Source organism: Paenibacillus sp. P13VS (assembly GCF_015143645.1).
In the GTDB taxonomy this organism is placed as follows: Bacteria; Bacillota; Bacilli; order Paenibacillales; family Paenibacillaceae; genus Paenibacillus; species Paenibacillus xylanilyticus_A.
This window is the reverse complement of record NZ_WYEV01000003.1, coordinates 46,329-61,514: the sequence shown is the minus strand read 5'-3', so window position 1 is coordinate 61,514 and position 15,186 is coordinate 46,329. Positions and strand designations below refer to the sequence as shown.

The following is a 15,186-nucleotide window of genomic DNA, read 5'->3' as shown; positions in this document are numbered from 1 at the left end:
TGTCCATACTTTAATGATCTGACGTCTCCTCTCAAATCATAATTATACGGACATCATCTTCCCACGCCACCGACTAAAGACTGATTTTTCCAATTGGACGATTTCCTTGAATTTAACAATGAAGTCCAACTCAGTCCTTCGGACCATGCGAACGCAGCTGTTCATCCAGCCACATCAGAGCAGATTGCAGCCTATCTTCCGGTATGGTTTCATACCGGTCTCCCAGAGAAAGTTCAAATGAACAATGCCCGGTCTCGCTGTTTTCGTTTAGATATGAAGTAAACCCTATTCCAAACTGCTGCGTCATTCTGCTGAGAATGGGTTCAGCCTCAGCCGTGGTTCGTTCGATGTACACATGAAACATATTCGACACGGGTATTTCGGGCAGTGTGCGTACTCCGTAACACTGATTCAGCAAAGAAGCGAGCTGCTTCGCTTGTTCGTAATAGATTCCCATCTTATTGATGCGTTGATCATAATAAAATTGGGCACTTAGAATATATGGATATAGACCGATCAAATCCCCGCCAAACCGGCGTTTCCAAACTCGGGACTGCTTTATCATATCCGTATCTCCAGCCAGTATTGCTCCTGCAATTCCGCCAATGCCTTTGTAAAAAGATACATACACACTATCAAACAAGCTGCAGATCTCTGCGGCCGACTTCTGATAGTAAGGTGTGATCTCAAACAGTCTGGCTCCATCCAAATGCATTTTGATTCCCCGTTCACGGCAGTAAGCCGAGATGGCTTCGAGTTCTTCATATGCAGGCAGCTGGCCGCCAATCTCCCGCTGAGGCAATTCAAGCAGTAGACAGGCTATGTCGCCTTCGATCGCTTGTACATCTTCCAATCGTATCAACCGGTCCTTGTCACCAAGCAGAACCGCTTCAATCTGATGAAGCTCCTTCAACGTGTTTTCTTCATGAATTTCAATGTGACACAGGGGATGATAAGCTACACGCTTCAGTTCCTTTTGATCACAGTAAATCCGCAGCGCGATCTGCTGTGACATGGTACCACTTGGGAAAAAGATGGCTGCCTCCTTGCCCAGTACTTCAGCCATCCGCCGCTGGAAATGTTCAATGGTTTCTCCGCTCCCGTAATGATCGCTGTACATCTCACCGTCAATGTGCTGAAATGCTTCCTGGAGAACCTTGATTTTGCGACTGCCATGACCGCCAATGATATACTCAGCCTCCATGAACGCATCCATTAATGATGTATCCGGTGTATCGCTCAAGCCATACCCCGCAGTCTCTTCAGCAGATGTCTCTTCGATCTGATCTTTAGCTTGGTTACCCGTATGTTGCCCCATCTGGCTCACACCTTTCTATTTAACCTTTACATAATCATTGTCATTCGTGAAAAGCCGTTATATCATGCTTTGCTTTTACTTTCGCCAAAAAGTCGAGCAGTCTGCCTTGTCTGCAATATTGAAAGCAATAATTCTCTCCAGCAGAGAGAAATCCACGGGTTGTCTCCATTTGATTCGAATCAATTCCTTCGTGTGATCATAGCCAGCCTCCACAATCTCGTCTGAAAACTGAAGAATGCCTGCCTTCTCGGGAGCAATCGCCATATGCTGTTTGGCAACGCTGAATCCGATAATGAAGGTCTCATGATCCGTAAACATTGGCTGATTCCATGCAATCTTGGCCTTTAGGTTAGGAAATGTTGTAGCCACCCAATTCAGTACTTCTTCGGCTCGAGCACGCTGGTCAGGGTTATCCATCCGCGTCAGAAAATCTTCAAATTCTTTCAAGTAAACTCCTCCTATATGGAAATTAGTTAAGTTCGTTTGTTTATTGGTTAACTTACTCTTTTCCTCAAGTATACACGTTCATCTCAAGTCTCCAAATAAAAAATCGTTTGATTCGTGCTGTATCTCTCTGGAGCAGCTTAAAGTTCTTGCCGCTAAGCGGACAACTCCTTCCACTGAATAACATATCATATGGCAAATTGATAGATTGGAGGAATTGCTATGGTTCGTACACTTGACGCCCGTACGTCACTGGGATCAGCAGGAATTACCCCGCTCAACGTCATGCTTGGCGCAAATACTCCTACCCTGCTGGGGATTGTTGGACTCAATATTTTTAATCCGGGGCCGATCATTCGAACACAATTTAATGGGACCTATCGTATCTCGGTGTCCAATGTGTCTTCCTTGCCTTCGTCTATTCGTTTTGAAATATTCAGAGGGGCAACCTATACGGGGCAACCGATCTATGTAGTTTCCCAGCCTGTATTTCCTAACGACAGTACGATTCTGGCGAGCTTTGAAGGTTCGGATTATAATGTGCCTGCACCAGCCAACGGGCAGCTCATCTATTCCTGCTTTGCAACGTTCGTCCCTGTATCCGCATCAGAACAAGCCACCCGTCTTGGACCGGAATGCTTCAATGCTGTAGCTTACAGCGACGATTAACTCTACGTTTCGATTACTCCTCAGCTTCGAAGAAAGGAGGACTTCAATTGGTTAAGCTATTGGATGCAAGAACTTCTCAAGGATCTAAAGGTCAGGGCGTTCTCACTCCCAATTTCACAAACGGTGTTCCGTTATTGTTCGCTCAGGTTGGGCTGCAAGTAAGTAATCCGGGACCAATCATCCGCACACTTTTCTCAGGTATCGTAACGGTAACCGCCAATCAGTTATTTAACAACGGTTCTCTTGCCGTTGAGGTATATCGTGGTCTGGGAGCCTCGCAGCAGCTGGTGTACCGTGCAGAAAGGACTGTCCTCGGCAACCCTTTCTTCAGTCCGTGTGTGCTCAGTTTTACGGGCTCTGATTATAATGTCGCTCCCCCGGCAAATGGCCAGCTCGTCTACTCCGCCTATGCGACATTCTCTTATGGTCCGGATACCGGCGTAAGTAATGTCAGGCTCGGACCCGAAAGTTTTAATGCAACTGTGTATTCCGATGACTAAGAGCCCTGAAACAGATGAATTCAAACAAAAAAAGAGCATCCTTGTCAAGTTAGTGACATAAGGGTGCTCTTCGCTTGTTTACTTCACAGATGCTTAATTTACAATGTTCACTTCACTGAAAGCAAGCTGTCCGTAATAAATTTCAGTTGTCCTTCCAAAGTGATCGGATCATTATAAGTGTCCGACGTGTTATCCAGCTGGAAGACATGTCCTTCTTTAACAGCAGGCAGATTCTCCCACAGTGTATTGCTGTATACGACCTCGGCATCACTTGTATCGCCCGACCACGGGCTGGTAAAGATGATGTCACCTGCATATTCCGGCAGCACTTCCATGGAGATCGAAGCAAAGCCTGTTCCGCTGTCAATTGCTTCTGCCTGAGCCTTGGTCGGGGCTTTCAAGCCAAATTCACCATAGAGGATTTCACCGCCACGACCATAGTTATGGCCGAATACGTACAATCCCTTCGCGTATGGATTCAGAATGGAGACAGTGCGGTCACCGACTGCGGCTTCTACTTTGGGTTTCCATTCGCTAATCTGCGCTTCCCAGTTTGTAACCCAGGCTTTCGCTGCATCTTCCCTATTCGTTAGCTTGCCTAATTCAAGCATAAGATCTTTATAGTTGAGTTTGCCATATTGAATTTGAACCACAGGGGCAATTTGAGACAATTGATCAAGGCCCTCTGTGCCCGTATAAGCAATGATCAGATCTGGTTTGAGGCTTACCAGCTGTTCCGCTGTAGGCTGCTCACCCAGATCAGTCGTTCCTTCACTTATCAATTGATCCTTGATATACTTATTGCCCATTGCTCCAGACAGAGCTCCTACCACGGGAACATCCAGTGCTACAAAGTATCCTGTCGTAAACGCCGTCAAATCAATGACACGCTGCGGTGTTTTGGGTACCTCAACTTCTCCCGCATCCGATTGGTATGTAACGGTCTCCCCTTCGTCAGTTGTCGCTGGTTCAGCTGCTGATGCTGAGTCAGTTGTCTGCTCTGCCGTGTTTGCACTTGCATCCGTCGCTGTACTCGTCGTCTTGGTCTGACCGCATGCACTTAGTACCAGCAGCACGGTTAGTGCCAGTATAAGCAAGATCGAATTAGATCGCCTCAACAATGTAAACCCACCTTTTTAAATGATATTGATAATCGTTATCACTTTATCATGATGCAGTCTATTTGACAAGCTAATTCTAGTTCTCTTTGTAAAATGTAGTTATATTGAATGTTTCACCCCGCAGACAGCTTTCATTACAGGAACAAAAAAAAGCCGCCATGGGCGACTTTTAAGACAGATTGTTTAGTATTCGTGGAACCTTGTAATCTCCCATCCTTATCCTGTATTAGCTCTCTTTCAAGGTATTATGATCAACTACCATCCAATGGTTATCCCTATATTGCAACGTTATTCTTACAGAGATGGAACCTTCATTCGATCGATATTTACTGACCTCAAGTGTGGCCTCATTCTTCTCGTCCGCCAGCTCAACCTTTTCGATCCGCAGTAAAATTCCTCGGAGATTGCTTTCATTACCTTCATATAAACCTTGCTTAAGCAATTGTTCATAAGTAAGGTTATAAACGTCCACCTTATATTCCGTTTGTAAGAACTCCATTATATGTTGTCCATCAGAATCACTTAATGCAGGTGTCCGATCATAATCTATTGATATATACTCCATTGATCTATTAAGAGCTGAATCTATCATGATGACCTCTTCCAATGCTGCAACATATAGTTCGCTTAGACCGTTATCAGCATCTGCATTCGTGGACGTGCTTGCACAAGATGTTGTCAGACTAACCAGTGACAGAACATAAATGAAGTACAATAACTTCCTGGGAATGACCCTCACCTCCTGTGGATTCCTTAACTCCTTAACGGAAGTCTCATGGAACATGTTGCACATTAAAAAAAGCAGTCCTCAGCGGACTGCCCGTTCGTTTTTACATTTTCAGATCCAATTGAAATTGATCCAGCTCTTCTTCTGCTTCACGCATTAACTCCAATAGCTGATCAGCGTATTCTCCAAGCACAGCCCTGCTGGCCTCAAAATTCACCCATTGAATGGTTAGTGGTATTGAAATGAAGCCTGTAATGACATCCCATAACGCATCGAGATTCCGCCCGTAAGAGTCATCTAACCCCAGCTTCGCCTGAAGAATATCATGCAGCTCTTCTTTTCCATGAATATCATTTCCATCAATGATTACTGTCTTCATACCATCCTACCTTTGGTCATTTGATTTGTTCAAACGTGCGATAATGATCGGTTGTCTTGTATATTAAGCCATCACTGGAATAGAGGATTCGGTCACTCCCCCGGGTTCCACCCGAATAATTGATATCTGCCTCGTACCACGTTCTTCCCTTTTTCTTGGGTAACAGGCCTTCCCGATTCTGAAAAATATCACCGCCGATACTTTTGCCTGGGGCCACATCTTGCAGATTTCCTTCACTTGGTTCCCAGCCTAAAGCTCTGGCCTCCTTCTTGGTAATATAATTATCCGGAAGCTCCTGATGCTCGGCAAGATAATTGGCCACTTCGTCAAATTGGTTCAAGACAGCCTGAGTCTGGGTCGAATCATCTACAGTTAGCGATTCAAGTGAACAACCTGCGACCAGCATCGTCGCAAGAATAATGAGTACAGCACCTAGCCATTTTTTAATATACACTGCTTATAATCTCCTTTTAATCTTCTTAACTCAAAAAAGTATATACCAATCTGAACACAGTTCCAAGTATAGCTAAAGTTAAAAGGATTGATGTACATTTCAAAATGAAGTACTATCAAGGTAATATGGTCATATGTAACTGGCGAACACGGTGAACCGTGAGGGAGCATATGATGTCTAATCAAGCCGTACGCCTGGGCCGAGGTAAGGAAGTTTTATTTCCTTGCCTCTTTTTATTTGGAAAGGGCGATGATGAGCATGAGTACAGAGAAGCTAATGTTGAATTGACAAACGGTAGCGGACTTTATGAAGTAAGAGATGACTGCGAAGGTTGCCGGGTTGAAGGAGAAAGGAATTACACCTTGTCTAGCGACTATTTTGGTTGGTGATGATCCCTCATCAGAAACGTATGTACGAATGAAAGGCAATGCATGTGCCCGAATAGGGGTACATTCGATTAAAGTGGTTTTGCCTGCAGAGACTACAACGGAGCAATTAATTCAGGAAATAACCAAATTAAATGAAGACGTATCCGTTCATGGCATTCTGCTGCAGCACCCGGTACCGCATCATATCGATGAAAGAGCCGCTTTTGATGCTATAAGCATAGAGAAAGACGTGGATGGCGTTACCACCCTAGGATTTGCGTTAAATGCCTTTGGAATCGCCGCTTTCCCTTCCTGCACACCACAAGCAATTATCCGCATTCTGGATTTCTATAACGTACCCATCGAAGGCAAGCACGCTGTGGTCATAGGAAGAAGTCCAATTCTCGGTAAGCCCGTTTCAGCCATGCTGCTTAACCGAAATGCAACGGTAACTACCTGTCACTCCAAAACCGTCAATCTGGAAGAAATCGTGAAGTCAGGAGATATCGTGATTGCTGCCGTTGGCAAAGCCTGTTTTGTAAAAGGAAGCTGGATTAAACCTGGTGCAGTTGTCATTGATGCAGGTTACAATAAAGGCAATATCGGTGATGTGGACTTTTCATCCTGCTTGACTCCGTCATCTGCCATTACACCCGTCCCGGGTGGGGTTGGTCCCGTAACCATTGCTACGCTGATCGAACACACGATCAAATCAGCCTGCATGCAATCTGAAAAAACATCATAATATGTACGAAAGCACGCAAAGCTCACTCGTTTCATGAGGGCTTTGCGTGCTTCTTAGTGTATAGACATAAACCGTAATGAGCATTGAAAGTTCGTATATCTGCTAGTTCCATTTTCGTTACTCTACATATCTGTTCATGTTCTTTTTATTTCTTCGCATATTGTAAAATGGCCGTCGCCGCACGAATACGAAGTTCCTCGTCTTCACTCTGTAATGCCTTCCTTAGTACGTCGAGAGCTTCCTGCACTGTTCCGTCATCTACGCCAACCGAATGTTGAACTGCCGTTTCCGTTTCGGAAGTTCTTGAAATCCACGGCTCCAATTGAGCCTGTGAAAGTGGATACTCGAATGTTGAAATGATCGAAGCATTCGAAATCAGAGCACGTACCTTATCGTTTATCTCTGTCAGTGGAATTCGTCCCAACCACGTTACGCCTCGCCGATGACATATCGAATCTTCTTCAATGCTAACGGAGTCATCATAAAAGTAGTCACCGACATCTCCAACATATACCCACTCATCGTCATGAATTAAGACATGATCTCCATCCTGTATGATGTTTACAAATGCCTGTAGGGTACCTATTATCCCGCTCAGCTCCGATTCAGGTATGGCATAATGCTGCCCGATTTGCTCTTTCCATTCTTCAGTCGGCAGTTGTTCCAAATCCCCTGTAGCTGGCCAATCGATCCCGATAAAGTTATCTTCCAGGAAGGCTGCAGTTCGATCAGTTCCGTGTATGATGGATTGGATGTGAAAAAGGTTCATGCTGCACTTGTCCTCCTCTGATGCTACAACTTTATTTTACGTTCTACACATTATAGATGCTTTCATTTGGTTTGTCTTTCGCTTCAGCAGTTTATTAGATCAATCCAACAATCTCGCTTGAAGGTTATTTTTTCGTTTCCGAAATGCCGATGGTGTCTCGCCAAAGGCTTCACGGAATTTTCTTGTAAAATGTATACCGCAGTCGAATCCGACATCCGCAGCAATCTCTGCGATTTGCCGATTCGTTCCAGCGAGAAGCTGCGCTGCCTTCTCCAATCTGAACTTGTGAACTGTATTTAGAATCGTATCCCCTACCTGCTCCTTAAATAAATGAGAGAGGCGTGAGGTGGATAAACAGCATCGGTTCGCCAGTTCCGGTATGCTTATTTTCTGCGCAGGATACATCTGCAGATACCGCATGATCTCCGCAATTCGGGGATCCATCGTCGCCGGAACATCCGGTGGATAGGTGTGTTGAATATGAATCAACGTCTCCTCGAGGGCCAGCTCAGATAATCGGCGATATTGTTCCGAACGGCCATCCGAAAATCCATGACGCACCAATCTTTGAAGAGCATTTTGCAAATCATGCTGTACCTCTTCCGAAACTATCCGCTGGTAGATGAAACGAGCTGACGTTTCAGGTAGCTTCAACCAAGTACTCCAATGGGGATCGGGTATGAAGTGTACCCATATAAATTCCCAATGATCCTGCTTCGTTCGATAATGATGCGGAAGCCCTGGCATAAGAATCGCCACATCCCCCGCTATGCAGGTTATCGAATTTTTGCCATGCTGTATTTCCCCTTCACCCGAAAGCGTATACATTAATAACCAGTCGATGCTCCCCGTTGGTCGATGAATTTCATATCCGTTCAACTCCTTATAATGACCTGCGATCAATATTCCAAAGGGCCTGTGTCCAACTATAGCATAATCCGCATGTTTTTTAGCCATTATCACACTACCTCGCTATGATCTATTCCATATAAAATGTAGCTGTAACGATATTTCTTTTATTATTGAACACAGTAGAATTCATCGTAAAGAACATATCACAAGGAGGTTGTCCCAGCAATGAGCCACATCTCAAAATTATCTTTAATAGATGCAGACCGTAAGAACATCCATCCCGGAAAATTGGGTATGCTTGGTGGTGCCAATCCCAGAGGAGATGCCTTTGGATTCACCAATTATTATATGACTCGTAATGGCGAGCCCTTCATCCCTATTGTAGGTGAATTTCACTTCTCCAGGTTTTCATACTTGTACTGGGAAGAAGAACTGCTGAAAATGAAGGCCGGTGGAATTCACATCGTAGCCACCTATGTCTTTTGGAATTTTCATGAGGAAGAAGAAGGGGTCTTTGAATGGGGTGGGAATCGAAACCTGCGTCATTTCATCGATCTGTGTGCCAAGCTGGATCTGCCCCTTATCCTTCGTATCGGTCCATTCTGCCACGGCGAGGTTCGCAATGGAGGAATTCCGGATTGGGTAGTTTCCAAACCTATTGAGATTCGCTCGAATGATCCTGCATATCTGAAGCTTACACGCAGACTGTATCGGGAAATCGCTAGTCAAATGAAAGGCAGCCTGTATCAGGACGGAGGACCCGTGATAGCCGTACAGTTGGAAAATGAATTCATGCACGCCGGAGCACCGAATGATGCCTGGGGTTACAAAACCGGTAAGTTTCTGTCCTCGGGAACCGGAGGTACAACTCATCTGGCCGAGCTGCGCCGCATTGCCGAGGATGCAGGCATTCGTCCGCTGTTCTTCACGGCTACCGCTTGGGGCGGAGCTGCCGTTCCTGAGGAAGGCTTTTTGCCTATGCTTGCAGGTTATGCTTATACTTCTTGGCTGCCTGACCAGCCTCCAAGCAAGGAATTTGTGTATCGTGATCTTCATATTACTCCGGCGGAGCCCGTTCATTTTGACGCACCTGAATATCCCGTTGCGTATTGTGAAATGGCTGGCGGTATGCAGGTTAGTTATAATGTGAGGCCATATGTCCCGGCAAACAGCATTGAAGCCATGACCCTTGTCAAACTGGCCAGCGGCAGCAATCTGCTGGGTTATTACATGTATCACGGCGGCTCCAACCCCGTCGGCAAAAAGAGTTACCTCAATGAGCAATTCCTGCCGAAAATTACGTATGACTACCAGTCTCCCTTGGGTGAATTCGGCAGAGTTGGTGCATCCTATGACCGCATCCGCGCCATCTCTTTGTTCCTTGAGTCTTTCGGATCGATCCTTGCTCCGATGAGAACGGTTCTGCCTGAAGGTCAGTCTACCATCGAACCGACAGATACAGAGACATTACGCTGGTGTGTCAGACATCAAGACGGCTCAGGCTTTGTTTTCCTGAATAATTTTCAGGACCAGGTCGACCTGCCCCGCCGTAAATTACGCATCGAATTGGAAACATCCAAAGGCAGCGTTGCCTTCCCTGCTGAAGGTGAACTTGAGCTTCCTGAAGGAATCGGATTGATGCTGCCGTTTAATCTGGAACTTCATGGCGTGACCCTACTTAGCTCAACGGCTCCATTGCTCACCATGATCAATACAAATCAAGAAAAAACGATTTTCTTCTATGCACATGAAGGCATGACACCGGAATACGTCGTTTCCAAAACGAAACTAAAGGATCTACAGTCCAGCGGAAGTGTAATATTGGATCACGGATCTTGTTATGTGATTCAACCAAGCGTGGACAAAAATAAATCAGTTAACTTCCTAACCACGGATGGTGGTTCCGTACGTTTTGTTTTGCTTTCAAGAGAAGAAGCGCAAAAAGCATACACTTTTGAACTATGGGGACAACCAACACTGGTTCTCAGCGATTGTCCTGTAACGGTCAGTAATCATCAGCTTATCTGCACATCGACAGGATCTTCCCATATTGCTGTTTCGCTGTATCCCAATCCAGAGCAAGATTTGCATGCCCAAAATTCCAGCACTGTTCATTGTCAACACGGGGGTTCCACTCTTTTCACTACCTATACAATAGATATGCCTGAATATACACCAGAGGTGTTGATCGAGAAACCTGCGGAGAAATCGGCCTTGCTGCAATTTGCCGGAGAATGGCCGGCTCATGTTCATGATGTATGGCTTGAGGTGGATTATGAAGGTGATGTGGCTGAAGCGTTCCTGAATGGCCGACTATTTACGGATCATATTTCTTACGGCAAGACCTGGTCCATCGGTTTGAAGGAATTTTACACGCAGCTTGAGTTCTCTGAACTGCACTTATCCATAACGCCGCAGCGCAGAGGAACGGTCCATACCTTTGTCAATCAGGCACAAATTGAGCGCTTTGAGGGAGTCGAGATCGCCGAATTCCGCCGTATTGAAGCCATTCCGCAATATCAAGTCGCGTTGTATCCGGTTAAAACTGCTGCTGCGATTGGACAACTATCCGTCCCATTCTCCAACTAAGATCGCATAAAGCCCTGAATTCGTTCAAATCGAACAACTCAGGGCTTTTTCTCATATCGCTGTGTAGGTTAACTTCGTCATACGAAGGATTAAACATCCGTTCAGGTTCTTTTAAATATTCGGGTTGCACCTGCTTTTTTCCAATTCTTTCGTTTTAAATGCTCAGCTACGTGGTATCCTTGAGTAGAAAATACAGGAAATACACATACATATTTCTTTCAGTAGAAGCATGAGAAGTGAGGAGATTTTTTTAAGTAAACCAATCAGCTTTGGGATTATAGGATTTGGCTGGAGAGCCGAAGCTTATCTGCGGATCGCGAAGCAGCTCCCCCATGTATTCAAAATCAGCGGAATAGTTGTGCGTAATCCGTCCAAATATGTGGAGGCTGCCAAAAGTTGGGACGTCACCCTCTACGAGTCATCCTATGAGATGGCCCATCATATTATCTCTACAGACAGCCATTCCAGAGGATCGGCTTCACTGCACTCCTCCAACCAATAAGGAGATGTAATCATGAAATATACGCATATTCTTTTATCAAGTGCTATCCTGCTCAGTTCATTATCCATGTTGAGTGTCCCACAACAATCAGTCTCGAAGACTTCTGTTAAAAGTTCAGTTGAACACAAGGTCGTTGATTCGTCCATTTACCCAAGCGCCAACCAATTTAATAAGAAGGTCAGTGCGAATAAAATAGTTTGGACGGGAATGAATGTTATCTTAGAAGCAGACGTGGTGAATAAACCTGATCAGGCTTCATTCGAACAAAACGTGATTGAATCCATTAAGGTCGCCGTAGGAGAGCAAGCATACATCATAAATACGGGGAAATTCGATGATCAACTGTTGGATATTATCAGTATGGATGTTTCCCGGTCGAAGACTTGGATAGCCATTCATGCTGAGCGGAGTGCGGGCAAAACCCTTATTCTTGTGAATGTTAAAACCGGGAAGTTTATGGTGTTGAATGATCGTCTGCAGGAGGAAAGAAATCAAACCATTGAAACCATTGCCTCCTATCATTGGTCACCCAAAAGAGATGAGATCGCCATTTCATTTGGAAACACTGAAAAAAGCTCGTTAGCCATATATGATCCAACTAAAGACAGCTTCCGCTTTCTCCCGAGAACGACCAATTATATAAGTACTAATCTTGTTCTATGGCAGAAAAACGGGAACATTCTGGATTACATTAGTGAGTATCCCTCTGATCAACTGATTCTGTTTAGATATAATTCAAAGACTAATCAAGTTAAGCCCGTACAAAAAATCAACAAACAGGAATGGGCTCAATGGTATGAACTCATTCATTAGAAACCCAAAACGAACTTACTCCATGACAGGAATAAGTTCGTTTTGGGTTACTCATTTAGTATTTCGGACCAATTAGGATCTTTATATCGTTTATCGACCACTTCTCTCACTAGGCTAAGTTCTTCTGGAATATGATCTAACCCCTCAATACGGTATTCGAAAGGACTATCCATTGTACGATCTCCCATGCCAATGAATCCCTCTCCCCAATGGTTGGACAGAGTATCCATTAAGGTCGATGCTCCTCTCTTACTCACATTATACTGTTTACCTGCAGAATCATATGCTTTCCACTCATCATTACGAATTTCATTCTGCATTTCTCCGTAGAATAATACAGCTAGTTCATCTGCTTCGCCACCATTTTGTGATTTCTCCAACGAAGTCCCAATGATGTCCAATTTATCCTTCAAAACCTTAAAAGACTTAGGCTCTAATAACTCCGCAGGTTTAAAGGAAAACTTGCTACCATCCACTTCTGCAATAGAGTATCCATCCAATACAAAACGGTAAGGTTCATTCTCAGGGAGATACTTAAACGTATAGCTCCATCGCATTTTTCCTTTTTCAATTACGTTATAGTCAGATGTCATCAGGCTGTCCATGTAACCAGATTTCTATGGATTTACGGAGTGGATTTCTTCGTTTTCGAGATTTTCAAAGTGAAAGCTCAATGCTTGTTTTTCCCACAAATCACCGGGGGAGCTTGCCATGGCTGCATCATTCAGTTCGGTCTCCAATTCGAATCGTACTCCCTGTACCATTCATGTGATCCTTTTTAAATTGACGGTCATTCCATGTGGTGTTGTGTAAGTTCCAGAGAGTTCCTCAACTCGGGTCTTACTGTTCGCCTCTTTCATATCCAGGTCAAAGCTAAAATTCCAATTTCCTTCTATCGTACGTTGATTGCCAGTTCCAAGGTTATTAATATTTCCCTCAATCGTAATCTTGTCCGTTTGGAGCGGCTCACTAAAAAATTCGACCATATAATAAAAATCATTTGTATAACCCATATCGTACATACTGCCCACATTGTTTCCCTGTGCATCTTTAATCGTAATGGTGTTCTGCTCCCCTAGACTCAGCTTATATCGATCATGCTCTCCTTGTTTATCAAAAAGCTGAAGTGCAAGCGTGACTCGTGCAGGATCTGCTACAACTTCCTCAATGACAAGCGTATATCCTTTGTCCTTTACTTTAATATGTGGATTATGTACCAATCCCAGCTCTTGTGCGCGCAGGAGTCCGATATCGGGATTATCTTTGGCAAATAAAGATCTGATCATTTCAGCAAAGGTTGGAACGGTATAGATCATGACCGCCCCTAGAGCAAATAAGAGAGCTATAGACGCAGCAGCCCATCTCCAACGATTAAGGCGAGCGTTCTTTTTCGATCTTTGCTCAGGTAGTGAAGAAAGAGCATTCTCCACAGCCATTTGGACTGTATCGGGAAGGACGACGTCTTGTGATTTCGGTTTAAGAAATTGTTTAATTTCGTGATCAAACGGATCATGATAACTCATATTTATCTTCTCCTTCCCCTAGCATGAGCTCAGAAAGTAGCTTTCTAGCCCTGAACAGACGTGACTTTACCGTACCCTCAGAAATTTCAAGCACCCTGGCAATGTCCTTAATCGCCAAATCCTCGATATAAAAGAGCGTGACGATTGTTTGAAGCTGTTCATCCAGTTCATCAATCACCTCAAATAGCTCAACCTGTTCATACTCATCCTTGTATGAAGTCTTTCTCAAGTCGTAAGGGAGCAGAGATACTCGCTTCTTTTTTTGATTCATTTGATTGCACTCATTGATTAGTATCCGAATAATCCATGTTTTAAAATAAGCAGGTTCTCTTAATGTATGTATACTGGTAAATGCTTTGGTAATGGTCTCTTGCATCGCATCTGCACTATCTTCGTTGTTCTTTACGATTGATCTTGCTATAACATAGAGGCTCTGCTGAATCGTCCGTATTAATGCTACAAATGCTTGCTTATCCCCTTTTCGTGCAAGTTCTGCTTTCTCGGTCAAATCCACGAAGAATTCCCCTCCTCCTCAATACGATCTAATCATTAGATCACCAATGGCTTCATTTGGTTCACAAAAGGTTACTATTATTTTCGAATCATGATTAAATTCTTATTTTCTAACCAAAAACAGCCGAACATCATCGTTCGACTGCCTTCTGTATCTGCATCGTTATCAAGACTGCTCAATGGCGTCTTCGTCTTCATCCGCTCTATATTCCAATAGATCTCCGGGCTGACAATCCAGCGCTTTGCAAATTGCCTCCAAAGTGGACAAACGTATCGCTTTCGCCTTCCCGTTCTTCAATATGGAAATATTGGCGATCGTAATCTCAACTCTCTCCGCAAGTTCGGTAACTGTCATTTTCCGCTTAGCCAGCATCACGTCAATATTGATTATAATAGCCATGTCTTCACCTCAAACCACTAGGTCATTTTCGGATTTAATATCAATGGCTTCCTGTAACAGTCTTTGGAGAACAGCGGAAAACACTGCAATGACCAGCGAAGCAAAGATGGGAACCATTCCGACAATAATAAGCCCTGGCGCATCATCCTTATCTGCGACCAGAAAAACGAACGGCAGCATCACGAGATATAGGCTACTAATTACAATAGCACAATATTTTATGATTTTTAAAGATCTGACTGAGAATGAAGAAAAGGCTTCGTTCTTATCGATATAGCTCAGAAGACGGAATGACTGGAACAGCGCAATGATAAACGGTATGACGGAGATATACATCATGATCACAATAGGATATAGCGAACCGGCATAATTCGGATTCACCGGATGATTCGCTAACCAAGGTATGCCGAAGATGCACAACGCCAGAATGGGAAGCCCAATAAGCAGAACAGCGATTTTCAGAAAGAATGTTGAACCTCGTTTCACAAAAAGCACCTCAC

At 44.3% G+C, this 15,186-nt stretch carries 20 protein-coding genes and 1 riboswitch; of the genes, 6 read left to right on the top strand and 14 right to left on the bottom strand.

All coding sequences use genetic code 11. From position 1 onward, the window contains the following. Positions 1-130: 130 nt before the first annotated feature. Complete coding sequence (locus GUA98_RS05385) at positions 131-1,216, bottom strand: threonine aldolase family protein (RefSeq protein ID WP_227779514.1); 1,086 nt, start codon at positions 1,214-1,216, stop codon at positions 131-133. Between the two features lie 177 nt (positions 1,217-1,393). Then, positions 1,394-1,735: an iron chaperone gene (locus tag GUA98_RS05380; protein ID WP_415753007.1), complete on the bottom strand. Its 342-nt coding sequence runs from the start codon at positions 1,733-1,735 to the stop codon at positions 1,394-1,396. Positions 1,736-1,984: 249 nt separating this feature from the next. On the opposite strand from GUA98_RS05380, the gene GUA98_RS05375 reads away from it, so the two are divergent. Together GUA98_RS05375 and GUA98_RS05370 are read left to right on the top strand one after the other, a co-directional pair. Beyond that, positions 1,985-2,431: a hypothetical protein gene (locus GUA98_RS05375; RefSeq protein ID WP_153978439.1), complete on the top strand. Its 447-nt coding sequence runs from the start codon at positions 1,985-1,987 to the stop codon at positions 2,429-2,431. 47 nt (positions 2,432-2,478) lie between these two features. Further along, a complete protein-coding gene (locus GUA98_RS05370) occupies positions 2,479-2,931 on the top strand; it encodes a hypothetical protein (RefSeq protein ID WP_153978438.1) in 453 nt (150 codons plus the stop codon). Between the two features lie 107 nt (positions 2,932-3,038). Here GUA98_RS05370 and GUA98_RS05365 read toward each other — a convergent pair whose 3' ends face one another. The 4 genes from GUA98_RS05365 to GUA98_RS05350 all read right to left on the bottom strand — a co-directional run bounded on the left by GUA98_RS05365 (position 3,039) and on the right by GUA98_RS05350 (position 5,612). Further along, the gene (locus GUA98_RS05365) at positions 3,039-4,052 is read right to left on the bottom strand and encodes an ABC transporter substrate-binding protein (RefSeq protein WP_193722289.1); all 1,014 of its coding nucleotides are present in this window, start codon (positions 4,050-4,052) and stop codon (positions 3,039-3,041) included. A gap of 226 nt (positions 4,053-4,278) precedes the next feature. Beyond that, positions 4,279-4,644: a hypothetical protein gene (locus GUA98_RS05360; protein ID WP_153978436.1), complete on the bottom strand. Its 366-nt coding sequence runs from the start codon at positions 4,642-4,644 to the stop codon at positions 4,279-4,281. A gap of 238 nt (positions 4,645-4,882) precedes the next feature. Next, entirely contained in the window at positions 4,883-5,158 is a 276-nt protein-coding gene (locus GUA98_RS05355) for a barstar family protein (RefSeq protein ID WP_153978435.1), read from the bottom strand. A gap of 16 nt (positions 5,159-5,174) precedes the next feature. Next, positions 5,175-5,612, bottom strand: coding sequence for a ribonuclease (locus GUA98_RS05350; protein ID WP_153978434.1), 438 nt, complete (start codon positions 5,610-5,612; stop codon positions 5,175-5,177). Between the two features lie 125 nt (positions 5,613-5,737). Continuing rightward, positions 5,738-5,819: riboswitch (ZMP/ZTP riboswitch) on the top strand. 111 nt (positions 5,820-5,930) lie between these two features. On the opposite strand from GUA98_RS05350, the gene GUA98_RS05345 reads away from it, so the two are divergent. After that, positions 5,931-6,725: a bifunctional 5,10-methylenetetrahydrofolate dehydrogenase/5,10-methenyltetrahydrofolate cyclohydrolase gene (locus GUA98_RS05345; protein ID WP_227779432.1), complete on the top strand. Its 795-nt coding sequence runs from the start codon at positions 5,931-5,933 to the stop codon at positions 6,723-6,725. Positions 6,726-6,870: 145 nt separating this feature from the next. Here GUA98_RS05345 and GUA98_RS05340 read toward each other — a convergent pair whose 3' ends face one another. Next, positions 6,871-7,494, bottom strand: a complete 624-nt coding sequence (locus GUA98_RS05340) for a hypothetical protein (protein ID WP_153978433.1) — start codon at positions 7,492-7,494, stop codon at positions 6,871-6,873. 99 nt (positions 7,495-7,593) lie between these two features. Then, complete coding sequence (locus GUA98_RS05335) at positions 7,594-8,451, bottom strand: helix-turn-helix domain-containing protein (protein WP_153978432.1); 858 nt, start codon at positions 8,449-8,451, stop codon at positions 7,594-7,596. A 120-nt stretch (positions 8,452-8,571) separates the two neighbouring features. Between GUA98_RS05335 and GUA98_RS05330 the strand changes: the two genes are divergently transcribed. The 3 genes from GUA98_RS05330 to GUA98_RS05320 all read left to right on the top strand — a co-directional run bounded on the left by GUA98_RS05330 (position 8,572) and on the right by GUA98_RS05320 (position 12,250). Further along, entirely contained in the window at positions 8,572-10,935 is a 2,364-nt protein-coding gene (locus GUA98_RS05330; protein WP_153978431.1) for a beta-galactosidase, read from the top strand. Between the two features lie 229 nt (positions 10,936-11,164). After that, positions 11,165-11,437 carry a hypothetical protein gene (locus GUA98_RS05325; protein WP_193722288.1) on the top strand — a complete coding sequence of 91 codons (273 nt, stop codon included), beginning with the start codon at positions 11,165-11,167 and terminating at the stop codon, positions 11,435-11,437. A gap of 12 nt (positions 11,438-11,449) precedes the next feature. After that, entirely contained in the window at positions 11,450-12,250 is an 801-nt protein-coding gene (locus GUA98_RS05320; protein WP_193722287.1) for a hypothetical protein, read from the top strand. A gap of 47 nt (positions 12,251-12,297) precedes the next feature. Here the strand turns inward: GUA98_RS05320 and GUA98_RS29360 are convergent, their stop codons facing one another. The 6 genes from GUA98_RS29360 to GUA98_RS05300 form a co-directional block, all read right to left on the bottom strand. Further along, positions 12,298-12,855 (bottom strand): hypothetical protein, encoded by a 558-nt coding sequence (locus tag GUA98_RS29360; RefSeq protein ID WP_227779431.1) that lies wholly within the window; start codon positions 12,853-12,855, stop codon positions 12,298-12,300. Between the two features lie 12 nt (positions 12,856-12,867). Next, complete coding sequence (locus GUA98_RS29930; RefSeq protein ID WP_265333572.1) at positions 12,868-12,990, bottom strand: hypothetical protein; 123 nt, start codon at positions 12,988-12,990, stop codon at positions 12,868-12,870. 24 nt (positions 12,991-13,014) lie between these two features. Continuing rightward, positions 13,015-13,773: a DUF4179 domain-containing protein gene (locus tag GUA98_RS29355; RefSeq protein WP_227779430.1), complete on the bottom strand. Its 759-nt coding sequence runs from the start codon at positions 13,771-13,773 to the stop codon at positions 13,015-13,017. Further along, the gene (locus GUA98_RS05310; protein WP_193722286.1) at positions 13,760-14,287 is read right to left on the bottom strand and encodes a sigma-70 family RNA polymerase sigma factor; all 528 of its coding nucleotides are present in this window, start codon (positions 14,285-14,287) and stop codon (positions 13,760-13,762) included. Before GUA98_RS05310 ends, GUA98_RS29355 begins: the two co-directional genes overlap by 14 nt. Positions 14,288-14,452: 165 nt before the next feature. Then, a complete protein-coding gene (locus tag GUA98_RS05305) occupies positions 14,453-14,686 on the bottom strand; it encodes a helix-turn-helix domain-containing protein (protein ID WP_095358150.1) in 234 nt (77 codons plus the stop codon). Between the two features lie 9 nt (positions 14,687-14,695). Then, complete coding sequence (locus GUA98_RS05300; RefSeq protein WP_153978428.1) at positions 14,696-15,172, bottom strand: DUF2975 domain-containing protein; 477 nt, start codon at positions 15,170-15,172, stop codon at positions 14,696-14,698. Positions 15,173-15,186: the final 14 nt, after the last annotated feature.